The 26,809-nt window shown below is 39.7% G+C and carries 21 protein-coding genes; 6 read left to right on the plus strand and 15 right to left on the minus strand.

Translation table 11 applies throughout. From position 1 onward, the window contains the following. The 5 genes from MSBR3_RS15555 to MSBR3_RS15575 all read left to right on the plus strand — a co-directional run bounded on the left by MSBR3_RS15555 (window position 1) and on the right by MSBR3_RS15575 (window position 8,553). Window positions 1-1,254, plus strand: coding sequence for an ABC transporter ATP-binding protein (locus MSBR3_RS15555; protein WP_048109097.1), 1,254 nt, complete (start codon window positions 1-3; stop codon window positions 1,252-1,254). A 420-nt stretch (window positions 1,255-1,674) separates the two neighbouring features. Further along, window positions 1,675-5,016 carry a methyltransferase domain-containing protein gene (locus tag MSBR3_RS19060; protein ID WP_052723436.1) on the plus strand — a complete coding sequence of 1,114 codons (3,342 nt, stop codon included), beginning with the start codon at window positions 1,675-1,677 and terminating at the stop codon, window positions 5,014-5,016. Window positions 5,017-5,108: 92 nt separating this feature from the next. Further along, entirely contained in the window at window positions 5,109-6,278 is a 1,170-nt protein-coding gene (locus MSBR3_RS15565) for a glycosyltransferase family 4 protein (RefSeq protein ID WP_048109098.1), read from the plus strand. Between the two features lie 2 nt (window positions 6,279-6,280). Continuing rightward, the gene (locus tag MSBR3_RS15570; RefSeq protein ID WP_048109099.1) at window positions 6,281-7,336 is read left to right on the plus strand and encodes a glycosyltransferase; all 1,056 of its coding nucleotides are present in this window, start codon (window positions 6,281-6,283) and stop codon (window positions 7,334-7,336) included. After that, window positions 7,333-8,553: a glycosyltransferase family 4 protein gene (locus MSBR3_RS15575; protein ID WP_048109100.1), complete on the plus strand. Its 1,221-nt coding sequence runs from the start codon at window positions 7,333-7,335 to the stop codon at window positions 8,551-8,553. The genes MSBR3_RS15570 and MSBR3_RS15575 overlap by 4 nt, the downstream gene beginning before the upstream one ends. Window positions 8,554-9,010: 457 nt before the next feature. Here MSBR3_RS15575 and MSBR3_RS15580 read toward each other — a convergent pair whose 3' ends face one another. Beyond that, on the minus strand, window positions 9,011-9,418 hold the full coding sequence (locus MSBR3_RS15580; RefSeq protein WP_048109101.1) for a DUF1699 family protein: 408 nt from the start codon (window positions 9,416-9,418) through the stop codon (window positions 9,011-9,013). Window positions 9,419-10,480: 1,062 nt separating this feature from the next. Between MSBR3_RS15580 and MSBR3_RS15585 the strand changes: the two genes are divergently transcribed. After that, window positions 10,481-11,662, plus strand: coding sequence for a coiled-coil domain-containing protein (locus MSBR3_RS15585; protein ID WP_048109102.1), 1,182 nt, complete (start codon window positions 10,481-10,483; stop codon window positions 11,660-11,662). Window positions 11,663-11,692: 30 nt separating this feature from the next. Here MSBR3_RS15585 and MSBR3_RS15590 read toward each other — a convergent pair whose 3' ends face one another. From MSBR3_RS15590 to MSBR3_RS15650, 14 genes are all read right to left on the minus strand, one after another. Beyond that, window positions 11,693-12,148, minus strand: a complete 456-nt coding sequence (locus MSBR3_RS15590; RefSeq protein WP_048109103.1) for a DUF1699 family protein — start codon at window positions 12,146-12,148, stop codon at window positions 11,693-11,695. 237 nt (window positions 12,149-12,385) lie between these two features. Then, window positions 12,386-14,689 (minus strand): carbamoyltransferase HypF, encoded by a 2,304-nt coding sequence (gene hypF, locus MSBR3_RS15595; protein ID WP_048109104.1) that lies wholly within the window; start codon window positions 14,687-14,689, stop codon window positions 12,386-12,388. Between the two features lie 356 nt (window positions 14,690-15,045). Next, entirely contained in the window at window positions 15,046-15,210 is a 165-nt protein-coding gene (locus MSBR3_RS20765; RefSeq protein ID WP_196296965.1) for a hypothetical protein, read from the minus strand. A gap of 11 nt (window positions 15,211-15,221) precedes the next feature. Then, entirely contained in the window at window positions 15,222-15,851 is a 630-nt protein-coding gene (locus MSBR3_RS15600) for a V-type ATP synthase subunit D (RefSeq protein ID WP_196296966.1), read from the minus strand. Between the two features lie 5 nt (window positions 15,852-15,856). Continuing rightward, window positions 15,857-17,239, minus strand: a complete 1,383-nt coding sequence (locus tag MSBR3_RS15605; RefSeq protein ID WP_048109106.1) for an ATP synthase subunit B — start codon at window positions 17,237-17,239, stop codon at window positions 15,857-15,859. A 2-nt stretch (window positions 17,240-17,241) separates the two neighbouring features. Further along, window positions 17,242-18,978: an ATP synthase subunit A gene (locus tag MSBR3_RS15610; protein ID WP_048109107.1), complete on the minus strand. Its 1,737-nt coding sequence runs from the start codon at window positions 18,976-18,978 to the stop codon at window positions 17,242-17,244. Then, a complete protein-coding gene (locus tag MSBR3_RS15615) occupies window positions 18,969-19,271 on the minus strand; it encodes a V-type ATP synthase subunit F (protein WP_048109108.1) in 303 nt (100 codons plus the stop codon). The genes MSBR3_RS15610 and MSBR3_RS15615 overlap by 10 nt, the downstream gene beginning before the upstream one ends. Then, the gene (locus MSBR3_RS15620) at window positions 19,271-20,353 is read right to left on the minus strand and encodes a V-type ATP synthase subunit C (protein WP_048109109.1); all 1,083 of its coding nucleotides are present in this window, start codon (window positions 20,351-20,353) and stop codon (window positions 19,271-19,273) included. Before MSBR3_RS15620 ends, MSBR3_RS15615 begins: the two co-directional genes overlap by 1 nt. A 6-nt stretch (window positions 20,354-20,359) precedes the next feature. Beyond that, window positions 20,360-20,911: a V-type ATP synthase subunit E gene (locus MSBR3_RS15625; protein ID WP_048109110.1), complete on the minus strand. Its 552-nt coding sequence runs from the start codon at window positions 20,909-20,911 to the stop codon at window positions 20,360-20,362. 194 nt (window positions 20,912-21,105) lie between these two features. Continuing rightward, entirely contained in the window at window positions 21,106-21,351 is a 246-nt protein-coding gene (locus MSBR3_RS15630; protein WP_048109111.1) for an ATP synthase, read from the minus strand. Between the two features lie 4 nt (window positions 21,352-21,355). Continuing rightward, window positions 21,356-23,302: a V-type ATP synthase subunit I gene (locus MSBR3_RS15635; RefSeq protein WP_196296967.1), complete on the minus strand. Its 1,947-nt coding sequence runs from the start codon at window positions 23,300-23,302 to the stop codon at window positions 21,356-21,358. Next, a complete protein-coding gene (ahaH, locus tag MSBR3_RS15640; protein WP_048109113.1) occupies window positions 23,295-23,624 on the minus strand; it encodes an ATP synthase archaeal subunit H in 330 nt (109 codons plus the stop codon). Before ahaH ends, MSBR3_RS15635 begins: the two co-directional genes overlap by 8 nt. 765 nt (window positions 23,625-24,389) lie before the next feature. After that, window positions 24,390-25,571 carry a radical SAM/SPASM domain-containing protein gene (locus tag MSBR3_RS15645; protein WP_048109114.1) on the minus strand — a complete coding sequence of 394 codons (1,182 nt, stop codon included), beginning with the start codon at window positions 25,569-25,571 and terminating at the stop codon, window positions 24,390-24,392. A gap of 150 nt (window positions 25,572-25,721) precedes the next feature. Then, a complete protein-coding gene (locus tag MSBR3_RS15650) occupies window positions 25,722-26,609 on the minus strand; it encodes a geranylfarnesyl diphosphate synthase (RefSeq protein WP_048109115.1) in 888 nt (295 codons plus the stop codon). Between the last annotated feature and the right edge of the window lie 200 nt (window positions 26,610-26,809).

A 26,809-nucleotide genomic window follows, 5' to 3' on the forward strand; every position in this document is an offset into this window, starting at 1 on the left:
ATGATCAAAGTATCAGGTGTTTCAAAAACATTCAAGTCATATCACTCACCCGCTGACAGATTAAAAGAGAAAATCTTCAGGAAGAAATACCACCGAGAAATAAATGCATTGCAAAACATCTCTTTTGAAGTCAAAGAAGGAAAAACTCTCGGAATAGTGGGACAAAATGGGGCTGGCAAATCTACTTTATTGAAAATACTTTCCGGTGTTTTGCTTCCTGATGAGGGTTCTATAAAAGTAGATGGAAAAATTACCGGTTTGCTTGAGCTTGGAACGGGTTTTGATCATGAACTTACAGGTCTTGAAAACATTTTCATGAACGGGACATTTCTAGGAATGGATAAAGACGAAATTGAAAGAAAAAAAGATGACATCATTAATTTTACAGAGCTTGGAGAATTTATTTATGACCCGATCAAAACGTACTCGTCGGGTATGCTTATGAGACTTGCGTTTTCAATAGCAATGCATGCAGAACCAAAATGCTTTTTAGTCGATGAAGCGCTGTCAGTAGGAGATGCATATTTTCAGCAAAAATGTATGAGAAAAATATTAGAGTTTAAAAATGACGGTGGCTCTATTATTTTTGTATCTCATGATATGAACGCTGTGAAAACAATATGTGATTCGGCAATACTGCTGGACCATGGTCATATAATCAGTTCCGGCGACCCAAAAGATATAATTGATTATTACCATGGAATAATTTTGAGTAAATCACATATGGGAAATACCGAGGTAATAGTAAATGAAATAACAGATGACCATACAGGTCACAAAAACCCAAGCGCTTCAACAGGAGAAGTTGAACTTCTCTCCTTTAAAGTCCTGAACTCAAAAAATGAGGAAATATTGCACATTGAGAGTGAACAGGTAGTTAAAGTTATATATCAAGTTAAGGCCTTGAAAGAATTATCCGATCCTCACTTTGGTCTTCATGTTAGAAACAACCTGGGTGTGTCAGTATTTGAAACAAATACATATTGTAGTGGCATTAAAACTTTTACTCTAAAAAAAGGACAGATTGCAGAACTAACCTGGGAATTCTTATTTCCTCTCTCGGCAGGAGATTATTCATTCTCTGTCGGTGTGGCAAATAAAGGATACGGAAGAGATGCTTTTGAAGAATATTTGCTCATGGCTCACGATATAGAGGTATTGAAAGTAATTCCTAATAGTAATGCAATTGTCTATTCTGGAGTTTTCAATATGAAACCAAAAATAGAAATTCAAGAAAGACTTGGTAAAGAATGAAATGCTTAATAAAGAATGAAATACTTGGCAAAAAATAAAAGATTTGGCAAAAAATAAAAGATTTAGTAAAGAATGAAAGATTTAGTAAAAAATGAAAGATTTAGTAAAAAATGAAAGACTTAGTAAAGGATTATAAATATATCAGGTAGAGACATAGAGTATTTTTGCATACATAACTAATTTTTTTCTCCACGTAAGAGGTCAGCGGAAAATAGACATGCTATCCTAGGATTAAAAGAAATTGAAAAGTGAAATAATCCTGGGATAGGTCAATCTAAATCAAATTATTATTTTAATAGTACTCACTTATGAAATATCAAAAATGAACCAAATTGTCATTGTACTAGTGTTCACTTGTGAAAAGTAATATATAAACTGTTAATTGCTCATGTTAATAAATTGCTTTCTGGAGAACAGAGTATGCTGGATGAGTTAATCTCTATTTATAACCGTACTAACTACGATTTCAGGAATTATGTATTTCCTGGGGATAAATTTTCACATCTATTCAACGAATGGATTGATTATTACCGCATGAAATTTGCAGTTGCAAAAATGATCCGTCCAACATCTATACTGGAGATCGGAGTCGGGTATGGTTATAGTGCAATAACTTTTCTTAAGGCTTCAGAAAATGCAACTTATCTTGGAATAGACAATGGTTTGAATGCTCTTGAAGGAAGTAAAGGAGCGGATAACTGGGCCAAAGAAATCACAAAAAATTACAAGGCTGAATTTTTGCTAGCCAATAGTCGGTCAATGACTACATTACCTGGAGATTTCTATGACCTTATTCATATTAACGGCCAGAAAGATGGAGATAGTACGTTCCATGATTTGGAGCTGGCACTGGAAAAAGGAAAATGGATCCTGGTTGACGGTTACTTCTGGTCTGATGAAAACTTATTAAGTGCGACTTATTTTTTAAACAAATATAAGGATGTTATCGAGTTTTCCATAACGATTCCTTCTTATGCAGGCGAACTACTGATTAAAACCAAAAGCTCAGCTAAGCATATGTTCGTAGAGGGTCTGAATAAAGAGAATTCGAATCTGGAAGATATTATTGATTCTTATAAAAGGTATAAAGGTAGAGAATTTGAAGATTCTCGTTTAATTTCCATTTCTTGTCTCGCTAATCCGAATAAAGACATGAATATACTGGATGTGGGCTGCGGAAGAGGAGAACTCTCCTACATCTTATCAAGGTCTGGAGCTCACGTAACAGGAATTGACGACTCCTCTTCTGCGATTCGGAAGGCAAAAGCCACATACCTGGCCGATAAACCGATCAAAAATCTGGAATTTATTCAGGATAATTTTTTAAATCACAAATTTAATAAGAAATATGATATAATTATTGCAACTGATCTAATTGAGCGTACTCCAGAGGATAAGCTTGAGTTAATTATTTTAAAAATCGCTGAACTCCTTAAAGAAAACGGTTTGTTCATTACATATATTCACCCTAATAAGTTGTACTATCAGTATACTTATGAAGCAAAACGAAAGATAGCAAAGTCTATTGGGCTTTACATTCCAGAAAATCCCAGGACTTTTTATGAGGATCTGAGACATGTCAATGAACAAACTCCTCAAAGCCTCTTCCTCAACTTAAATAAATATTTTTCACATATACTGACATGGGTAAACGATTCTCAAGATTTAGCAGGTTCACTCACCAATTCATTTAGCTCGGAAGAGTACAATAATGCCAGAACTATCCTTGCTGTAAGCTCTTTTGAAGATCTTGACAGAAATCGGATTGTTCAGTTATTATCTCCCAAAAAACTTGATTGTGAAGGAGTGAACGTAGAAGCTCTATCGGAAAAGGATTCAATTAATACTTTCTCAAATAAAAAGTTCAAGTTGAACATAACTCTTAAGAATAACGGAAAAGAGCGGCTTGTATCTCTACCTCCTTATCCTGTGCATATCTCTTATCACTGGTTGAAAACTGATAATACCTGTGAAGTTTTTGATGGGCTCAGGACTGAAATACTACCTGCTTTAAATTCTAAAGAACAGCGGGATCTTCAAGTAGATATCGTCGCTCCTCAAGAGTACGGGGAATACCAATTACAAATTGACCTCGTGCAGGAAGGCTGTTTCTGGCTTCAGGAAATTACTAATAAGCCTTTACTTAACATTAGTGCAAAAGTCGAGCAAAACCCGGACGAATGCAGGTCAGAGGAATCAAAAGTGGATAATACATTCGAGATTAAAGACGATGAAATAAATGTTGAAGAGATTATGGAAAAAATTCGTGAGAACATAAGGGAAAGAAAAGAAAGTGAGGATCCAAAGAGTGCTGAAGAAATAGAACAGGTATTTTCAGAGGTCTCCCCAAGGGCAAGAAGTCCTCAAGAACCCGGAATAATTAATTTGGATTATAATATTCGTAACGATAACTATTCTATCAGTTCTCATCGTCCACTTTTGGGCACATTTTTGATAAAAGGTCGAAATTTAGTGCACGGAGAAGTCAGACGTTATGTCGATCCCGTATTCCAGAAACAAAGTCAACTTAATTATAACCTTGCCGGCGTTCTCAGTGATGCAAAGGAAACAGCAGCCTCCTGTTCTCATAAAGTAGAGAAGTTAACATCGGAAATTGAAGAACTCGAAGACGAAAACAGACTCTTAAAATCAAAAATTGAGCAATTAAGTAGTGAAACTGAAAAGTTAAAAGTTGAGTCTGAACAGCTAAAATCTGAAGTTGTCAGCAGTATAAAGAAAGAAGTCGAATCCATAATTTCTGCTGTTAATCTGGATCTTGAGAGTAAAGCCTGGCTTAACAAAGTACTTGAATCCAGAATACAGAAAGGACTCGAGAACCAGGGAACAGATTCCTCTGGAAAGGCTAACGCCCAGATTAATTCATCCGGAAAGGCTAATGCCCAGATCAATACTTCAGGAAAGACCAGTGCCCTGAATAACTCCTTCGGAAAGACTAATGCTCAGAACAACTTATCAGGGAAATCTAATGTTCAGATTAATTCATCCGGAAATGCCAATACTCAGACTAATACCTCTGGAAGTGCTAATACTCAGATTAATGCCTCTTGCAGCGCTGACCCTCAGATTAATTATTATGTATTTGAAGAAAGGTTCCGTGGCTCACGAGAACATATTCTGCAGCATCAGATGAACTTTATAGGTTATTTTGAGAATTGCACCAATGTACTTGATATTGGATGTGGACGAGGAGAATTTCTGGAATTAGCAAAACAAAAAGGCATCAATGCTCGAGGAATTGATGTTGATGAGGATATGATAAATTTCTGTAAATCTAAGGGTCTGAACGCCGAGTTAAAAGATGCTATAAAAACCCTTGAAGAAATCAAGGACAAAAGCCTCGATGGGATTTTTATAAGTCAGGTAGTTGAACACCTCAGTCCCAGGTATCTTATTAATATGCTGAGCCTTTGCAATAAAAAACTGAAGTACGGTTTTTACATAATTATCGAGACAGTTAACCCTCTCTCATTGTTCTCATTAGCTAACTTTTACATAGACCTTTCTCACGTAAAACCTGTACATCCGGAAACTTTAAAGTTTTTAGTCAACACCGCAGGTTTTCGAGATATCGAAACGAAGTTTTTGTCTCCCGTACCTCCGGAAATGAGATTGAAAAAACTTCCTGGTCTCAAAGATGCAGAAGAGAATAAATCAATAATTGAGATCTCCAATCAAAACATAGACATGATAAACGATGCCTTATATGGGGCTCAGGACTATGCAGTAATTGGGAAAAAGTGAAGGAAGCCAGTAACAAGAAATCATTAATAAGCAAATATTCTGGCTGCTTTCTACTTTCTTTAAGTTTGTGAGATAACTTTGGAGCAGTGTTAATGAAAATTGCATTTGTTGTTCCCTGGTATGGAGAGATCCCAGGCGGTGCGGAGAGTGAATGTAAAAACACGGCTGAGAATCTTTCCAGAAACGGGATTGAAGTTGAAATCCTTACTACCTGTGTGAAAGAGTTCAATTCTGACTGGAGCTCCAATTATTACGAAGAAGGAGTATTCCAACTGAATAACGTCACAATTAGAAGATTCAAGGTCCGACAAAGGAATACCAGGTTATTTGATCGCATTAACTTGAAATTGATGCGTAACCAGAAAGTCTCGGCAAAAGAAGAGCAGATATATGTCGAAGAAATGATTAACAGCGACGATCTTTACCGCTATCTTGAGACTCACGGTTCTGACTACGATTACTTCCTGTTCATACCTTACATGTTCGGAACTACATATTACGGGTCTCAAGTCCATCCAAAAAAATCATTTTTGATACCCTGTCTTCACGATGAGAGCTACGCATATATGGATATTTACAAAAACATGTTCCAGAGCGCTGCAGGGCTGATATTCCATGCCGAACCTGAAGCAACACTGGCAAACAAGATATTTGACATTAAAGGCAAGCAAATAATTCTAGGAGAAGGTATAGATACTAATATTTCTTTTGAAGCAAAGAGATTTCGGGAGAAATACGGAATATATGATGACTTCGTTCTTTACGCTGGAAGGCGGGAGCCAGGTAAAAACACTCCTCTTCTAATTGACTTTTTTTGTAAGTATAAACAGAAGAATCGGAATGAGCTTAAGCTTGTCTTGATAGGAAGCGGAGAGGTCAGTATTCCGGAAAAGTTTAAAAAAGACATTCTTGACCTGGGTTTTGTTCAGAAACAGGATAAGTATGATTCCTTTGCTGCTGCAAGCCTTCTTTGTCAACCCTCAATTAACGAAAGTTTTTCAATAGTAATTATGGAATCGTGGTTATGTCTTACCCCAGTTCTGGTTCATTCCGAATGCGCTGTAACAAAGGATCATTGTATTAAAGGTAGGTCCGGATTGTACTTTGAGAATTTTGAAGAGTTTGAAGGATGCGTTAACTTTTACTTAAAGAATCCTCAGTTAAGAAGAAAAATGGCTATAAATGGGAAAAAATATGTATATGAGAACTTTAACTGGGATCGGATTGTGGAAAAATATGTACGGTTTCTTGAAGAGGCTTGAGTATGGAAATTCATCAAATATTGCCAACCTTTAGTCCTGGTGATGCAATAGGCAATGAGGTTATTGAGATTAATAAAACCCTTCGAAAATGGGGCTATGACTCACAGATATATGCTGAAAATATACACCCTGAAATGGATGCTAAAAAATATCTTGAATATGATAAAGTCTCTTCAAAAGACAACGTGTTGATATTTCACTTTTCAATAGGCTCCGATGTCTCTAATTATGTAAGAAAATTGCCGGATAAGAAAATAATAAGGTTTCACGGAATTACGCCTGAAAAATATCTTTACGGAATCAATGATTACATCCAGTACTTACTGGTAAGGGGAAGAGAGGAGCTCAATTCATATCCAGAGATAACAAACCTGGCACTGGCAAATTCTCGATATACCCAGCTAGAGCTGAATAACCTGGGGTTTAAAAACACTGAAATTTTTCCACTTTTACTGGACCTTAATGTTTACAATAAAAATCCGAATGAAAGTATCTTGTCGAATTTTGACGATGATTATGTGAATCTTCTTTTTGTTGGAAGAGTTATCCCTCAAAAGAACCAGCACCTTATTCTTAAAATTTTTTCATATTATAAGCTTATAAATCCAAAATCGCGTTTGTTTTTGATAGGTAATTTCGAAGGTTGCGAAAGTTATCTTGATCAACTGCAGGAGATAATTAGAAAGCTAAAGCTAAAAGATGTTTATGTTCCTGGAAAAGTCTCGATGGATGACCTGATTTCTTACTATAAACTGGCTGATGTGTTCCTGTGCATGAGTGAGTGGGAAACCTTTTGCGTCCCGCTTGTTGAAAGTATGTATTTTGATACTCCCATTCTCGCTTATAATTGTACTGCAATCCCGGACACTCTCGGAGACTCGGGAATTCTGATTAATAAACTTAAAAGTAATGAGATTGCAGAGATGATTAATCTTGTAGTAAAGGATGAAGTTTTCAGAAAAAGAATCATCCGGAAACAGAGAGAAAGACTAAAACACTTTGAAAGACCTACCATGGAAAATTTGCTAAAAGAGTATATTCAAAAGGTGATAGAGTGAAAATCGCCTTAGTTGTCCAGCGTTACGGCCTTGAAGTTAATGGAGGTGCCGAATTCCACTGCAGGCTCTTAGCAGAACATTTATCAAAATACTGTAAGGTAGAAGTGTTAACTACCTGTGCAGTAGATTACATAACCTGGAGGAATGAATATCCTGCAGGAGTTGAGACCTTGAATGGAGTGCGGGTCAGGAGATTTCGGGTTGATTATGAAAGAGACTTACTGGCATTTAATAAATTCTCTGAGAAAATTTTTGGAAATAATCCAGACTACGAAGACGAAGTTAAATGGATGAAAATGCAGGGCCCGTATTCAACACATCTTTTAAATTATATAAAAAATGCTAAAGATGATTATACTTGCTTTATCTTTTTTACCTATCTTTACTGTACTACCTTCTTCGGCCTTCCACAGGTAAAAGAAAAAGCTCTGCTTGTTCCTACGGCACATGATGAACCTCCCATCTATTTGTCAATATTCGATTCACTCTTCAAATACCCCAGGCGGTTTATTTTTAATACGGAAGAAGAGAAAAATTTTGTCACCTCAAAGTTCAGGGTTTCGAATATACCTTCTGATGTTGTGGGTGTAGGTATAGATATTCCTTATAGAAATAATGCAGCTTTGTTTGCCCGGAAATATAATCTTGATAATTTCATTATCTTTGTCGGAAGAGTTGACGAATCCAAAGGTTGTCATGAGCTATTCGAGTATTTCCTCCGGTATAAAGAGGAAAAGCCGTCTTCTGTAAAACTCGTTTTACTTGGAAAACAGACTATGAAGATCCCTCAAAGTCCTGATATTCTTTCTTTAGGTTTTGTCCCTGAGCAGGACAAGTTTGACGGCCTTAAAGCGGCAAAACTATTAGTAATGCCCTCAAAGTATGAAAGTTTGTCCATGGTTCTGCTGGAGTCCTGGCTCTGTAAAACTCCTGTACTTGTAAATGGAAAATGTGATGTGTTAAAGGGTCAGTGTATCAGAGGTAATGCCGGCCTGTACTATGAAAACTATGAGGAGTTTAAGGCATGCCTGGATCTTCTCCTGGCAAGAGACGAAATGAGGAATGCTATGGGTAAAAACGGGATGGAGTTTGTTTTGCAAAATTACTCGTGGGAAAATATAGAAAATAAGTACATTTCAATATTGCAAAAAGTTGAGAACTTATTCCAATCTGATGAAATTTTAGAAGATCCAGTGTCAGACTCTAGCCCTATCTAATAAAAGTATTAGAAGATTCAGTGTCAGACTATACTCCTATTTAATAAAATATTAGAAGATTCGGTGTCAGACTCTACCCCAACCTGATTAGTTTTAAAAGATTTACTGTCAGGCTCTACCTCTACCTGATCAAACTTTTAGCAGAAAGCATTCTTTTTCAATTTAATTTAAGTTATACTATTAAGTTCTACAAAAGATTCGAAAGCGTTGTCAGAGAAAATAGAAGAGTGTAATAAATAAGAAGAAAATAAAATTTTATAAGTATTAAAAGTTATGGAATAATAATATTTAAAAGGTTGATAACGTAAAAAAGTTGGAAAGATCATAATAATAAAAGACTCAAATTTTAAAGAGAGCAAATTTCGAAGAAATAGTGAGCCATAAAAGGATAAAACATAGACAATAAAAACAAAAAAAGAAAGGAATAGGGAGAAGTTAAAGCTACTGCTTCAACCTCTCAGGCCGTGACATCCTTTCTAAGGATGTAAGCAACCATCTCAGGGTTAAGTTTGCTTTCCCTTGAAACCTTTTCCTCAATGGCTTCAGTGGATTTACCTTCAATTTTCAGCTCTCTTATTTCTTCAATTATTGATGAAGGAATACGGTAATACTCGTTTATGTCCTTCCTGTGGCCCCAGACATCGCCCTCGATGAGCTGGATACGCTGCATTTCAAGAAACATTTCTATGGATTTTGAGACAGTACGCCTGTAAGATTTCGGAAGCTGTATAACTTCAATCTTAGGACAGTTCTCAACCAGTGAAAAAATATCCTTGTTTGAAGGCCTAAAAGCCAGATGCACTATTCTCTCATTTGGATTCAGTGTGAAGATTTCTTCTCTTGAACTCACAACCCTTATTTTCAAAGTTGAACCTCCAGATGTATCTATTTTTTTCATGTGATAGTAAAAAATTCTTCATTAAATATTTTTCTATAATTACCTGAATCATTTAAAAAGAATTTAAATTCACATTTTTTCAGTTATTTTTGCAAGAATCTCATCTAAATAACAAAAATCAATATGTAGAACAGTTTTTTTAGGAAAATTTAAAGAAGTACTTGAGAGATTTTGCAGCCGTGTAAAGAACAAAACCCATAGAAAAATACAGAATTTTGTTTGAGATGATTTCATTTTTGTCAGGTTAGGGCAATTTTAAGAGTGAAGACATTAGAAAAGAAGTCAATAGATATTCAAATGTTATGAAAGAAATTATTGGGTTACAAAATATTGAAAAGTTTTTTATTCTTCCGTTTCAAAAGAGTTTTTAAAAAATTAAAATTTCAGCATAACTGCAGATTTCTTTAACTACAGGGTTCTTGAATAATAGACCTCTTGAATAATAAACCTCTTGAATAATAAACCTCTTGAATAATAGACCTCTTTAATTGTAGACTTTTTAATTACTTACCATCACTTAGGTTCCAGAATTAATTTTTCTTTTCCTGAAAAAACCCTTAGTTTTGGACTTATTCAAAGTTCAAGCTCTATGAATCTATGTCAAAATCGCAGTACTGGAAAAAGTGAAGAGCCAAACGTAACTACTTAGATTTGAATTGAGGAGATATCATACATCAGATATAAAAGAAGAAGCAATTTGGCAATTAAAAAACAAAAAGACAATCTTCCAATGTAGTAAAGAAGAATACAAAGTTATCTTAGTAAGATAATAGAGATATATTGTATCCTAGCTGATATAAATCGTTCAAACAATTTGAAAGATTAAAAGCTGAGATTTATAAGGAAGCTACACGTTTAATGGATAGAACTTACTTGATTTATACCTGTTTAAAGTAGTTTTGTTCTGAAGAAAGCCAAGCTTATTCTTTTCAAAAAAGCCTCGTTAGCTTAAGAAAGATCAAGAATCACACAACTTTTATAAAATGCTATGTTCAATATACTTCAGATATCGTTTGAAGAGGCTCATGCATGGAAGATCCTGTTATCTCAAAAATAAAGAGTCAGTTTAATAAAAAAGGAAATCCGGCAAAGATTCCGCTGATGAGCAGGAAACAGTTTTTTGAAGCCCGAGCCGAAACGGATGGAGTCTATGTTGACAACCTGAAAAAAGAACCATTTCTTCCCTGGGAAATCTTTACCGAAGCTGTCAATTGTATAAAGGAAAACAATGGAAAGGTAAAGAAAGGAAATGCGACAAACTCGAAGTTGGGAGACCCTAACCTTGGCCTTGATACTCTGGAAGGTTATATTGCCAGCAAAGTTTATGGCTGCAGGAAAGGTGACCCCGTGTTTAAGAGAGTTACTCCTATAGCTTCCATCCTTGCCTGGGCTGAGATTTGTGAAAACACCAGGGGGCAGATCGAGCTCCGTTCCGAAGAAAAAGAGCTGTATACTTATGGAAATAACCCAGATAGCAAGTCGATAGAAATGAGAAACCTGGAAGCTGAACTTGAGGAAAAAATCCAGAAGATAAAAGAATTTGACCAACAGACTGCAGACTGGGAAAAAGAAGTCGGCAAGCTGAGAACAGAACTTGAAGTACATGAAAAACTTCTTGTTGAGAAGGATTCGGAACTCCAAGCACTTCAGGAAAAGTTTACGATAAAAAGTGAAGAAGCCAAACGTCTTGAGTCCAGACTCATAGAAAAAGAAGATGAGACTGAGAGTCTTACTGAGAAACTCCTGGAGAAAACGGAAAGCGGAAAAATTCTTGCAGAAAAAATTTCAACAAAAGAAAGAGAGATCGAAAAGCTTGAGAAAAGTGTTTCCATAAAAGATAAAGACCTTAAGACCCTGGCTGAAGAGGTTATTACAAGGGCTGGGGAGATGAGGAAAATTGAAGAGAAGCTTTCCTTGAAAGAAAGAAAAATAAACACTATGGAAACTATGCTTGCTACAGCCGAAGAAAAAATAAAAAAACTTGAGAAGCAGCTCTCAGCTTTTGAAGGAGAAGAAAAACTGGCAGTTCAGCTTAGAGAAAAAGAAGAGTTTATAAAACAGTTAAAAGGAACCCTTGCAAGTAAAGAGGAAGCATTTTCCAGGGTTAGTGAGGAAAACCGGAAATATAAAATGCAGCACAAACTGGCATCAGAGGGGTTAAGGCAGATAGAAGAACAGAAAGCCTCAAAAAAATGGTGGAAACGTCTGTAAATCCTCCTGAAGAAAAGCCGGAATTTTTATCTAAATTTTGTTCATTCGCGGCTGCTCAGGGCTTGAAGTTAGAAAAGAACTGTGAAGTAAGTGAAGAATCATATCAGGGCTAATTTTTCTTATATGTGTAATCTCACCTATTATTTCTTCATCTGTTCTTCCCTGGACTTTCAGTTCGTTTATTTTTTCAAGCACATAAGCGGGTATCACAAAGTAATTATTAAGATCATGCCAGTGCCCGCTGACATCCCCTTTTACCAGATGAATACCTGAAGAAGCGAGATACATCCTGATAAATTTGGAGAGCCCTTCATAGGAAGACGCGGGAAGCTGGAGTAGTTCAATCCCAGGACATGTCTTGACCAGACTAAAAAGATCTCGGTCCGAAGGTCTAAAAGCAAGGTGTACTGCCTTTTCCTCTGCCCCCAGGCTGGAAATTTCATCCCTACTTGTTACAACTCTGATGCGTACACTACCTAGCCCCATTTATGCCCCCTTTTCTATCTAAGTATACCCTTTTCTATCTAAGTATGTATCATTTATTTAATTTTGTATTTCAGTCTTTCTAATCAAATTTCAGTACAATAGTAATATTAATATTCAAAAAGTGCGAAAAAGACAAAAACAAGCATGGTAATAGTGAAGTATTTCTAAATCTAAACTTGTAAGGTAAGGTATAAACGTACATACTAAAAATTGAGCATCAACCTGACAGGAAAGTTTTTAAAACTTATTCTCAGATTTTATGCTTAACCCTGCCGCAAGTGCTTGCCCGAATGAAATACATCCGTCGCCACAGGGAACCTGACGGTGAGCCAGGAATTCAAAACCTGCTTCAGTAACAGTTCTCGCAATGCACGAAGTTATGTGATTGTTATAGGCAACTCCTCCACTCAACCCTATCTTTTCAAGTCCTCTTTTTGTGGCAAGAGAGATGGCAAGTTCTGAAATTCCTTTCGCAAAGCTCTCCTCAACCGCAAAAGCAAGGTCAACAGGAGGATACTTGCCTAAAAGTTCATAAACACCCAGAAAAAGCTCAGTAGTGTCAAGCAGAGGAAGTCCAGAGTTTATATCTTTCTTGAAGATTATTGGAAGATCTACGGTATGAGTACTCTTCGTTGCGGCAGATTCGAGTTTCATTGATGGTTCCCCGTCATATGTTCTCATCTCGCAAATTCCAAGCAACGCAGCTGCTGCATCCAGTACTCGTCCTGTACTGCTGCTTCGAATAACATTTACTCCAGTTTCAAGCTGTTTCATCACCGTTGAAAATTCCACAGCTCCCTTTGGAAAAACAAGAGGAAGTTTTTCCAGTTCTGCTCTTCCAAGTTTTTCAAAAAGGATACCTAAAACCATTCTTGAAGGTATCTTCGAGGCAAGATCTCCACCTGGCATCGGCTGAGGGAGTAAATGACCGATACGTTCGTGTCCGAAGTAAGAGGATTCAAAGAGTTCGCCTCCCCAGACTGTACCGTCACTGCCATATCCTACACCGTCAAGAGCTATTCCGAGAATTCGGGAATCCAGGGGGAGGGAATTGTCAGCCATAAGAGCTAACATATGTGCATGATGGTGCTGAACCTGAAGAGTACTTTCTCCTCCCATCTTTAGCGCAAACCGGGTTGTATTAAATGCAGGGTGCAGATCACAACCCCAGTAAAGCGGCTCGATTCCAGTAAGTCGGATAAGGTGCCTGACAACCTCAGAATGATATCTGAGTGTTTCTACATGACTGGTATTTCCTATATACTGAGAGATATAGGCAAGCTTTCCTTTTGCCACAGTAACAGTAGAATTCATTTCAGCCCCCACTCCTATAGAAGCTTTGAGTTCGAAAGGCAGTTCTATGGGTTCAGGCACAAAGCCTCTAGAACGCCGGATAAAAGCTGCCCTTCCATTAACAATCCGAATAACAGTATCGTCGTTTCGGTTTGCAATAACCCGGTTGTGTAACAGATAATAATCAACAATCCCTCTAAGTTTCTCAAGAGCCTCTTTGTTCTCGACAACCATAGGCCTTCCTGGAAGATTTGCCGAGGTCATAACGTATACTGCATCAGGTACGCAGTCAAAAAGCAGATTCTGCGTGCCTGTATAGGGAAGCATAACCCCGATATTGTGAAGGCCAGGAGTGACCGATTCTGCCAGGTCGAACGCCTTAGACCTTGGAAGCACAGTAATAGGCCGGCGGTGAGAAGTTAAATATTCTCTACCTCCGCCATCAAGTCTTGCAAAAGTTTCAGTAACGGCGGCGTTTTTTGCCATAACCGCAAAAGGTTGTTCCGGACGCCTTAACCGTCTTCTAAGCTCCTTTACAGGCTCCTCCTCTCGCGCATTGCAAGCTATATGAAACCCTCCAAATCCTTTTACAGCAAGAATTAAGCCCTGTTGAAGGAGATCTGAGGCGTGTGAAATTGCTTCATAACCTTTTACCAGGACATTTCCTTCGGAGTCCGAAAGCCAGATCTCCGGCCCGCACTTTGGGCAACAGACAGGCTGGGCATGATATCTTCGATTGAGAGGATCGGTATACTCGATTTCACATTCCGGGCAAAGAGGAAAATCTGCCATAGTGGTATTTTCCCGGTCATAAGGAAGGGTCCGGACAGTTGTATATCTGGGTCCGCAGTTTGTGCAGACTGTAAAAGGATAGTGGAAATACCTGGAAGAAGGATCAAAAATCTCAGACCTGCACTGTTCGCAAATAGCCGTATCAGGAGGAATTATGGAATTTTCAAAAACTCCGGATTCGCTAGGCACGATAATAAATTTAGAATACCCGGAAAAATGAACATTCTTTGTTTTGATTTCCTTAACTTTAGCTAGTGGAGGCTTTTTTTCAGGAAGTTCCTTAACAAATTTATCAAGACTTTCCTTATTTCCTTCTATAAGAACTTCCACATAATTTCCCAGGTTTTTCACGTAGCCGAAGAGTCCATGGACTTTTGCAAGCTGATATATAAAGGGGCGGAAACCTACTCCCTGGACAGTACCGGTAATATGGAGAAGCCTTGCTTCGTTTTGCATATAAAATAGAGATTAATTTTTGTCATTAAAATAGCTTTCTAAATAATAAAAGTGTCCGGCAGTATCATAAACTGATCAAAACTTCAACTACACAGATTGTAAGCATAGAAAAGTACAGATTTCAGTCAAGTAAGACAAGAGTAAACAATAACACGTTTTTAAAAACGAGCATAAAATTACATGCTGAACCGAAAAAGTTCAGATAGAAACTAAATCCAAATAGAAACTAAATCCAAATAGAAACTAAATCCAAATAGAAACTAAATCCAAATAGAAACTAAATTCAGATAGAAACTAAAAGATAGAAGCAAAAATCTGTGGCTGAATTCAGGATCAGAATCATCCTGAAATTCAGGTCACACATATGGAGAAATTGTTCTTATTATAATGATGAACCCCAAAACCATCATCAAAAGGGAAATTCTCCAGGCCACCTGCAACAGGCGGGCCTGGTTTTTGGGTTCACCCAACTTCAATACTGTTCTTTCAACCAGATTCGGTCGGTCATCACACGCTGCCATTCAAATCAAGCTTAATCTCTCATTCTTGCCTTGACTCTCTTTAACCTGAAGGTGTTTTCCCTTTCCATTTCTTCAAGGGCAAACCGGATGAACTTCATGGTCGCATTGAGTTCGGGAATAACTTTAAATTCAAGAGCGTTAACACGCCTCTTGGTCTTCTCGATCTCATCAAGGAGTCTTTTCATTGTAGTTTCAAGCTCTGCTGCAGTAATGATCTTTTCTACAAGATCCTCATAGGCATCAGCAGTCTCATCGATGTATGAGTTTGTTCCAATAATACCGTAACCCCTCTCAACGAGGGATTTGCGGACTCCAGTAGAACTGATCTTGGGAACCACAACACCCATGATATTGTGACCTGAAAGCTGAATTTCAGGAGACTCCTTTGCTGTAAAGGCAGTTGATCTGACTGCAACCATTCCATTCACAGCAGAGGCTAGATTGATTTGCTCAGTACTTTTTGCGAAGGCAGCATCCAGCTCGGTTCTGACGTTCCTTGCTTCGTTAAGGATCTTAAAGAACTCAAGGATCAGACCATCTCTTTTCATCTTCAGGAGCTTGTGCCCGCTTTCAGACAGCTTGATCTTTTTCTTGAGCTGGATTAACTCTGACCGAGTTGGTTTTACGTCCTGCTGAGCCATGGCAATCACTTAGCCTTTCTGTGTGCCGGGTGATATTTCTGAATATACTTGTTGTCAATCCTGCCCAACTGGTTCTCAGGAAGGTGAGTAAGAATCTGCCATCCGATCTCCAGAGTGTCCTCTATCGTCCTGTTTTCGTTTCTGCCCTGACGGACAAACTTGTCCTCAAACAGGTCAGCAAACTCGAGGAACTTGGTGTCTCTTTCGGACAGAGCTTCCTTACCGACGATTGCCACGAGACCTCTCAGGTCACGTCCTTCTGCATAACCTGCATACATCTGGTCAGAAACCGCCTTGTGGTCTTCTCTTGTCTTGCCTGCTCCAATACCTGAGTTCATCAGCCTTGACAGGGACGGCAGCACATTAATTGGCGGGTAAATACCTTTTCTGTGCAGTTCTCTGGCAACCACGATCTGTCCTTCGGTGATATAGCCGGACAGGTCAGGAATCGGGTGGGTAATGTCGTCACCGGGCATTGAGAGGATAGGAATCTGAGTAACGGATCCTTTGGCACCCTTGACAATACCTGCACGCTCGTAAAGAGTTGCAAGGTCAGTATACATGTAACCAGGATATCCACGACGGCCAGGCACTTCGTTACGGGCAGCACCCATCTGACGGAGAGCTTCCGCATAGTTGGTGATGTCAGTCAGAATGACAAGAACGTGCATGCCATGCTCGTATGCCAGGTACTCGGCTGCTGTGAGAGCCATACGTGGGGTGACTATACGTTCGACAGCAGGATCGTCTGCAAGGTTGAGGAACACAACTGCCCTTTCCAGAGCGCCTGTCTTTTCAAAGTCGCTCATGAAATACTGGGCTTCTTCATTGGTGATACCCATTGCTGCGAAAACCACTGCGAAAGCAGATTCGGAACCGGGCACAGAAGCCTGCCTTGCGATCTGCAGGGCAATTTCATTGTGCGGGAGACCTGATGCTGAGAAGATAGGCAGTTTCTGCCCACGGACCAGTGTGTTTGTCCCGTCGATTGTGGAGATACCTGTCTGGATGAAATCTTTAGGAGGCAACCTGGCGTACGGGTTCATTGCGGCCCCGTTAATGTCCAGAAGCTGGTCTGGAACAATACGTGGTCCACCGTCCCTTGGTTCTCCTGAACCGGAAAGGATCCTACCGAGAAGGTCAAGGGATGCGGGAAGCTTCAGGGTTTCACCGGTGAAAATTACACCGCATTCCTTGTCAAGCCCACCAGTACCTTCGAAAACCTGGACAACCACAATGTCGGCGGAAGAGTCCAGCACCTGACCTCTGCGAATAGATCCATCAGCCATCTTAATGTTAACGATTTCATTGTAACCTACAGGCTCTGTTTTTTCGACAAAGATAAGAGGCCCTGCAATCTGAGTGATCGTCTTGTACTCTTTTGCCATGTTTACTTACCTCCCAGGGCTGCAAACTCTTTATCCATTTTTGCAAGGACAGCATTCAAAGAACCATCGAAGTCTTCTTCGAACTTAACCTTGGGAAGCTCGTCCTTTGATGACATTTTGATAATTTCAGAAGAAGGTACACCTGCTTTCAGGGCATCCATTGCAGCGTCTCCCCATTTCATGATGGCCTTCATGATCCTGTACTGTTTTTCGAATGGGCTGTATGTGTCTATCGGGTGGAATGCGTTCTGCTGCAGGAAGATTTCCCTTATCATACGGGTAATTTCAAGCAGGAGCTGCTGTTCTTCCGGCAGAGCATCGGAACCGACAAGCTGCACGATTTCCTGCAGTTCGGATTCTGTCTGCAGCATATCCATTGCCCTTTCCCTCATAGGCACATAGTCAGGAGCCACATTTTCAGTGAACCAGTCATTGAGACCTTCCTTATACAGGCTGTAGCTGTTCAGCCAGTTAATTGCAGGGAAGTGACGCCTCTGGGATAACTTTGCGTCCAGAGCCCAGAATACTTTCACGATACGCAGAGTGTTCTGAGTAACAGGTTCGGAGAAGTCACCACCGGGTGGGGACACTGCACCAATAGCAGTAATTGAGCCTTCCTCACCACATAGAGTCTGAGCAACTCCGGCACGCTCGTAGAATTCTGCCAGCCTTGCAGACAGGTATGCCGGGTAACCTTCTTCACCAGGCATTTCTTCAAGACGGGAGGAGATTTCTCTCATGGCTTCTGCCCACCTTGAGGTGGAGTCTGCCATCAGGGAAACGTCATACCCCATATCACGGTAGTACTCAGCAAGCGTCATTCCCGTGTACACAGATGCTTCTCTTGCAGCCACAGGCATGTTTGAAGTGTTAGCGACAAGGATGGTACGCTCCATGAGTGGCCTTCCGGTCTGCGGGTCTTCAAGTTCAGGGAACTCCCACAGAACATCTGCCATCTCGTTTCCACGCTCACCACAGCCGATGTAGACCACAATCTCGGTATCACTCCACTTTGAAAGCTGCTGCTGAGTAACTGTTTTACCCGACCCGAAAGGTCCTGGAATTGCAGCAGTACCTCCCTTTGCGACAGGGAAAAGTCCGTCAAGGATTCTCTGCCCTGTGACCAGGGGCCTGGTTGGGGTAAGTTTCTTCTTTACCGGCCTTGGTTTTCTGACTGGCCATCTGTGCATCATTTGCAGTTCGGTTCCGTCAGTGAGGGTACAGACAGTCTCTATTACAGTAAAGTTCCCGCTCTTGATGTCAGCAACTGTACCTGAGATTTCAGGGGGCACCATAATCTTGTGTTCAATGTTTACTGTTTCCTGAACAACACCGATCACATCTCCACCGGTTACGTGGTCGCCTTTTTTGACAACGGGCTTAAATTCCCAGATTTTTTTGTGGTCAAGCCCGTCTGCAGTGACACCTCTGCCAATGAAACCGCCCGTCCTTTCGAGCAGGACATGCAGTGGCCTCTGAACCCCATCATAAATACTGGAAAGAAGGCCTGGACCGAGCTCTACTGCCAGAGACATACCTGTAGTTACACAGGGCTCACCTGGTTTGACGCCTCCTGTCTCTTCGTAAACCTGGATGATGGTCTTGCCACCTACTATCTGGATGACTTCGCCCATCAGCCCTTCGTTACCGACTTTGCAAAGGTCATACATCTTTGCATCCAAGCCGATAGCGGTGACGACAGGCCCAGCCACACGATAAATTTCACCTTTTACTTCCACAGATCAACACCTACCGCTTGTTTTATTTTGTCTCTTAAATTCGAGCCTGCTCCGCTACCTCCTAGCGCTACTACTGTAGGTTGGACAGACTCGTTTAAGTTCTTTCTTAGAATTTCCGGCAGATTACTAATGTCATCATTATGCATTACAAGAATCCCGACACTCTTATCTTCAAGCACAGATCTTACAGTGGATTCAGTGGTCGCAGTATCAGCGGTTTCATAAACCTTTCTGATACCAGCCAGTCTGAATCCTGTAACAAACTCGCTCTTTCCGATCACCGCTAATTCCATTAGATAACCACCAACTGGTCTTTGATTAACTCATCACTGAGGCCAGTCTCTTTACCCCTGAAGATTATCCGGAGATTAGTAGCCTCATTATTTTTATGAATAATATAATCCAGAATAGGCGCAACTGAGATCGGGGATACGTGCGAAAGAATGGTTGAAGATTCAAGATAATATCTTGTGAGCCTGCTTTCAAGAGTAGTCAAAGAAGTCATATCTGAACCCGTAACGCCTGAAATTACGTCCCAGTACTGAGTCCTTTGAAGCTCATTGACAAACTCTTCATATGGGAGAGGCGCCAGTTTCTCGGGTTTTAACTCGAGACCGCCTTCAATCATGAGAGGCATGATTTCATCAAGCTGCGCGACTCCTGCTTTTTTCAACCTTAAGAGGTTAATTAAATTTTTAACATCTACTTCCAATCTGACAACTTTAACAAAGAGCTTGCGGTCCTTGGATCTTGGTTTTCCGATTGCTTCAAACAAGCCTGTATAATACATCTTGTCAAGTTCGTTTTCTATGTATGCCAGGTTAGTTCCGTCAAACTTTTGCAGCAAGGGATAATACTCGGAGTATTTCAGGGCCTCAATTATTTCTTGATATGTGGCCTTGGCTGCAAGTTCTGACATTGAAGTGTAAGTAAACTCCCCGGCAGCAATCAGAGACTCGACAATCTCTTCAACAGACGCGTTGTAAATTTTACCACGGAGAAGTGTTTTTATGTTCCAGATGTCATATCTTTTGAGGTATGCGACAATCAGGTAATTCAATTCTCCTGAGGTGATCCTTACCAACTTATCATAGGTGAGCGCAAGATTTCTGTTCAATGCGTGTTCTGCCAGATCGCCACCACTATATTTCATTGCCAGTTCGTCAACGTCATTTTTGTATTCGGACTCTTGGATAAAGCGAGTAATTTCATCAATCCCCATGTTGAGAAGGCGAGGATATGATTCTTTAGGGAGCAGCTTGCTCTTCATAGCGCGAACACGGGTTACAGCGTAGGGATAATTAGAAGTGCCACTTTTCTTCTTATCGGATTTTCGTGAGGGTTTTTGTCCCCAGAGTCTCTCCAAAAGCCGCATCTAACATCACCCGTATAATAGATCAGATATCTGCTTCAGTGAACGCTCATACACATTTTTCAGGATTGAGTCATATGTGAAATCTAACCTGATTGTCCCATCCTCGTTTTCCAGAACAACTCCGCCAATAGAATCAATATTGCCAGCGTAAGATAGAGAAGTTAACTTCTTGACAGTTTCTTCCGAATCCTTCGAAGAGTAAACTCTAGCACTGCTAGCTTGATACTTGTTGAGAATATTTTTCAACAGCTCTTCTTTTTTGGATGCCGGCATCGACTTGATTCTTTCAACTGTTTGGTTATAAGCTTTATCCAGAAGTTCCTTACGTTTGTTAAGCGTAATTCTTTTTACTTCCAGGTTTGCACTTGATATGATCTGCTGGTGCAGATTTTGGAGGTCCTCTTCCGACTTGGCAAGGCTGTCTCCGAGTATCTTCTTCTGTATTTCTTTAGCTTCGTTTATGATCTCGGAGGCCTTTGCATCGCCTTCGGCTTTTATACGGGAAACCTCAGCTCTTGCACCCTCTTGGATGTCTTTTACAACGATCTCTAGTCCCATGCTTACACCTCCAAATAAATTTAGAGCAAAAAAGTGCTCTAAGCCTAGAGCAAAAACTCTAAGCTGCTTAGAGTGCAACGATACCTAAGGGGAACTTAGAGCATATAACCGCTTTAGGTCTGCCTGTTGTAGAAAAAAGTCCAGGTAAAACTAAAGCATGCTCTAAGAAATTTAAGAGCAAAGAGCTCTTAAATTTAAGCAGAGTTGATAAGCAATGCGACGACGAGACCGAAGATAACAATGGTTTCTGGAATGACAGTAAGGATCAGGCCCTTACCGAATAATCCTTCGTTTTCTGCCATTGCGCCGATTGCTGCTGTACCGATATCTTTTTCAGCTATTGCAGATGCATACCCAGTAATTGCGATTGCGATTGCTGCACCGAGTGCTTTCATTCCTGCTGCGTCCAGAAAAAGACCTGCTGTTGCTCCATCTACCATGTTTTTATTCCTCCGTGTATTTTCTTATATATCCGAATGGGTTGAATTTTCTGCCCCCGCCTTGATAGAATTTTCCAAAGAATTCTACGTACTGCAACCTGAGTGCGTGCAGTCCGGGAGCGATAATACTCAGAACGGTGTTAAGAGCGTGTCCGAGTATAAATACGATAATTGCAGCTATTGCCGCGAAACCGATCTTAGAATGATCAGCCCAGATCATGTGAAAGGCGATATCATTGACTGTACCTGCGATATAAATCGAAGATAGACCGACTGCAATAATACGGGCATACGAGAGAGCGTTACCCATAAGAGACGGCAATTCGACCACACCGGCGATACCCTCACCCATGGCGAGCATCGCAATTCCAAGAACAAGAACAATAGCACCGACATACATCAATGCTGAACCGCCAATATAACCAACAGCTGCAATAAGTACACCAAGCTCAATAATCATCCAACTGCCTTTTTCAAGAATAGCGTGTTTCATCCCATGGTGCCTTGCAATGTTTGAAAAACCGAAAAGGAACCCGAGATTTAAATGGATCAGTCCGACGAAAACGCTTAGTCCAATCATAGTCATTACCATGTGAGACCTGTGAATCGGGAAAGTAAATTCTTCTCCTCCAATACTCTCGAAGAGGGTAATAGTTTCCCAACCTGGAATCAAGCCTGCCGTTATTCCATGCGCTGTATGCGCGCTCGCAAGCGAGAATCCAAGGAACTCACCATAAATAATTCCAAAGATAATTGACCAAATCTGACAATAGATAAGAATATTCATTAGATCACTAACTGCATCTGACTTCATTGCCTTTTTGATAGCCAGCGCAATTGTGCCCAGTATCAGTGCATATCCGATGTCTCCGAGAATCATTCCATAGATCAGCGGGAAGGTAATGAAAATTGCTGAAGATGGATCAATTTCAAAATATTTAGGTCTGGAATACAGATCCATAACCTGCTGCAACGGTGCCACTACTTTTGAGTTATTGTACTCGACAGGGGCATTATCTTCTTCCTCATGGTGAACTTCGAGGCTGGTTATGTATGCCTTGCCGTTAGTGGCATTGTTAACCACACTGACAAGCTTGTCATAATTTTCGGTGGGGGTCCATCCATCAATTATGAATGCATTTTCAGATGTAGCTATTCTAAGAGGCAGCTCTGCTTTCTGACTCTCGATACTCAGGACTTCGTCGCTTGCAAGAATAAAATCGGCGTACCTTGCTTTCAAGGACTCGATCTCACCTTTCAAGGATTCGATCCTTCTGGTGACGTCGGCTTCTCTCTGTTCAATGGATCTTAAAAGTTCGCTTGGGACACCACCTCTTTCAGGAACTCTAAGCTCTTTGAATCCAAGACCCTGAAGTAATTCGTAAACTTTGTCGGCATCATTTTTAGCTACAAACAGTACAACTGCTTTTGATTGAGGGTCAAAGTACAGTTCGTAAGCTTGGGTGATACTCGAAATCTGACTTGCTTCCAGGTTACTTTTTAAAGTGCCTGCGAAAACCTTGAGGTTTTCATAGCCACGATAATAGTCGAAATCAAGATCAATGGACAGATAAGGCAGGATTTCCCTTTTCTGGGACTCCATATCTTTTAATTCAGTTTCAAGCTGGGAAATGGATTCCGTTTTAGTTGAAATTGTTCTGTCCAGTTCATTTAATTTCGAGTCAAGTTCACGCAGAACAGCGTCAGATTTCTGAACTACCGGTTTTTTGCTTTCAATCCCCAAATAATTGGCGATAGATCGGATCTTCACAAGCTTTTTAGAGACTTCTTCTGCGTTTTTGAATGGCTTGCTGATCTTAAAACCAGACTCGTCTTCGACAAAGTCTTCGACGTGAAAAAGATTTGTATCATGCAGTGCATCGATGGTTTCTTTTAGAATGCTTTTGTGCCCGACAATAACGGCCCTTGTCATCTGTTTAGGTCTACTCATTAAGGACCGCCCTCTCAAACTCCTGTACAAGGTAATTGACGGATTTGTCGATGTTAGCTTGAGCTTTTTGGGACATGGCTAATGCGTTTTTTTCACCATCGTTTATGATCTTATCTCTTTCCTCCAGGATCTTTTTTTCACCCTCTTTAAAAGAGTCTTGTGCAGCTTTATGTGCATCGATTTCGGCCTGTTTCAGGATTTCCCTGGCTTCAGCCCGAGCTTCGGAGATACGCTTGTTTTTAGCTTCAATGGCTTCGTCAACCATTGATTTAGCGCTTTCCTCTGCTTTTTTTATTTCAGATAAGATTTCATTTTTAGCCATGTGAATCTCCGTCTCTCAAAATTTAATATATAAATTAATAATTAAAAATCCCTACTCCAATGGAGGTAGTTAACAAATCCTTTGCGAAAGAACTATATAACAGCTTCGGTTTTATCAAAGAAGAGCAGGACAATTGTAATGAAAAATCATTATAGATCCAGGATGTAAGAAATTTTTAAGAATATTTGAAGTATAAATAGCAAGATATATGGTCAAAATGAAAAAGATTAAATATAACAGTAAAAAATAATTAGGCAATAACAGTACAATATAATTAAACCTGGAAAAAAAATACCAAATAGAGTAGTGAAAATAAAATGTGAGGCGTAACCTGAATAATTTAAGCAAAATCTTGAGAATATATTCAAAACTCTATTAAAATCGGTTAAAAAACTAAACGTGAATTAAGAAATATAAGGGATTTTAGCCTTTTTTTTCATAAATAAAAGCTTTTTAAGAGCTTTTTGAGCAATAAATAAAAGTTACTTTATTTGACCAAAACTATGGAAATTTTTTTCCAAATTAAGTCCAATTTAAAGAAGAATCAAAACATTCAAAACTAATTTTTTAAAGCAGACTTCGGTCCAATTTCGAAGATATTTCGAAGATATATAGACTGGGTATATAGACAACAGTATCCAAAATTTAGGTATAAAAGTAGATCATTCTCAAAAGAAAACAGGAGCATTTAAATAAAAAACCATGAACTCTTTTGTTTTCTTCACTGACAATTAAAAGTACAAAATAAAAAATAACATAAAAATGTTATTTAACTCTGTAAGGTATCTTTGCACCCTGGGGTATCGTATGAATATATTCCTCCCGGAAATCGGGGTTGCGCATCATGCAATATGCGGCATTATCTTTTTTGTAAGCGTTATGTTTACCCATACGCTTCCAGATAGATTCCAGGGATTCTTCACAGATATTTCCGAAAGATAGAGGAGTGTAAGCACACGGCATTACTTCCCCATCCGAAGCAACATGCATCCATCGTCTTCCCGCAAAACATCCAAAAAGACTTGGGCCCAGAAAATACGGAAATGCGGTGACCCTGGGACCTTCAGGTTTAGAGTTCATTTTTTTCTGGAATTTCTCAAGCCTTGAGACATCCTGTTCTCCTATTACCTCATTCTCGTGCTCAAGCCAGCGTCCGACTGCAATAATTTCATAGATGGAAAGCTCATGCATTCCAAGGTTAAATGCAAGGTTGTAAAATTCTTCGAGGTCATCGATATTGTGAGGGGAAACAACCACAAACATATCAGTAAGGATTCCGGCAGCTATTGAATTTTTGATTCCAGATATTGAATCTCTGTATGCACCTTCTCGGCCCCGGATACGGTCGTGTTCGGCTTCAAATGGGCTGTCCAGACTAATTCTTGAAGCATATAACCCTGCAGCTTTAAGTTCCTTTGCCTTTTCTTCGGAAAGCTTGAAACCTGAGGTGAGACAGGTAGCAATTGCCCTGGATTTATCTACTCTGGCTACCATCTCTACAAGATCGTCTCGAAGCATAGTCTCCCCGCCATCGAAAGAAATAAGGTAAGACCCAAGATCCAGGCTCTGGTCCACAGCCCCGGAAATTTCATTCAGGGTAAGTTCCTTTTCTGGCTTGATATCAGCTGCTCCACAATGAATACAGCGGTTAGGACAACGAGCCGTAATTCCTATTGAGAACTGATCAGGAACCCTTTTTTTCCGGATAGCTGCAATCTCAGCACCTATTACCCTGCTGAAAACAGGTCCCGGAATAGGTGGGATCCATGTAGAGAAGATAATCTCGTTTTCATCCACTGAAATGGGTTTCTCTTCCGCAAAAATATTATTTATGCGCTTGAGGAAAGGTTTTGCAAGCTGGGAAAGAGGACCTTCGACATCAAGCACAATTTTTTCGTTTTCTGTACTGGCATTTACCTTAAGTACTGGACTATCATATACTCGCATGGATACACCTGGTAAAGTTATTGGCAGAAGTTAAAAGACTTGTCAGAAGGTAGAAATTTATTAGGTTAGACAAATTAACAATATTATTTTTCCATATTATATCGGAAATTTGACAGTGTCGCAGTTCATTTTTCAGGAAGGGCTGAGCAATTAAATAATCTCAAGCATATCGACAGTTATATAATCAGTGATCTGAAAGAGTTTGTCCCTTGCCGGACATTCATTGAATGTCAACAGAGTCTCTTTTGCGGCATTAACACGCAGCTTTACAGCATCTATAGATTTTTCTATTGCTTTTTCCTTTGACATATTTTTCATGTACACATGCGGCAGAGTTTCGGATGTGAATTTTGATTCCTTGCCTTCGACTACTTCAAGAAACTCAAGAATATCGTCAACAATCTGGTATGCAGTTCCCAGGCAATTTCCAAAGAAATTAAAACGCTCTGCCAGGGCTTCATCAGCTCCTCCAGTGTATGCCCCTATGGAAGCGCTTATGGCAAATAAAGAAGCAGTTTTCTTATAAATGCATTCGAAGTAATTGCTTTCTCCGAAATTGTTCTTATCAAGTTTCAAATCAAGGACTTCTCCTTCAGCCATATCCATCCCGGCTTTTCCAAAATCTCTGACCACTTTTTCTCCATAAGGAGAAATAAACTCAAAGCATTTTGCAATCAGATAATCGCCACAAAGAAGAGCCCTGGAAGGGCCAAATTTTTCAGGGGCTGAAGGCAAGTTTCTTCTAACAAGCCCCTGATCCAGCAGGTCATCATGGATGAGGGAAGCCGAGTGCATTATTTCAATAGCAAGAGCTGCATTGAGACTCTGATGATACGAGCCTGAACAGATTTCACTGGAGAGAAGGAGGATAATTGGCCTGACTCGTTTTCCTCCGGTGTTACAGACATGTTCTACCATTTTTTTTAGGCTGGACTCGTTCATTTGAGCAATGAAGTTACTTATTCCTGATTCAACATATCTGTACTCTTCCCACTCTTCAATATTCATCAATATTACTCCGTGTACTTGGGCGGGCATTCGGTAATGATCTTATTTACCTCAACTTAAGTTCCGAAACATAGTTTCGTAAATACTTACTGTTTCCTTCGGTAAAGTTAGAAGGAAAGCTTATATTCTAGATAAATCTTCAAGTTCTCATTGTTTTCGTCCTTTAGTTAAAACACTGTTATTTTGAGGTCATCTTAAGATTTCCATGTCGAATAATTATTTAGAATTTA

This window comes from Methanosarcina barkeri 3 (assembly GCF_000970305.1).
Lineage (GTDB): Archaea > Halobacteriota > Methanosarcinia > Methanosarcinales > Methanosarcinaceae > Methanosarcina > Methanosarcina barkeri_A.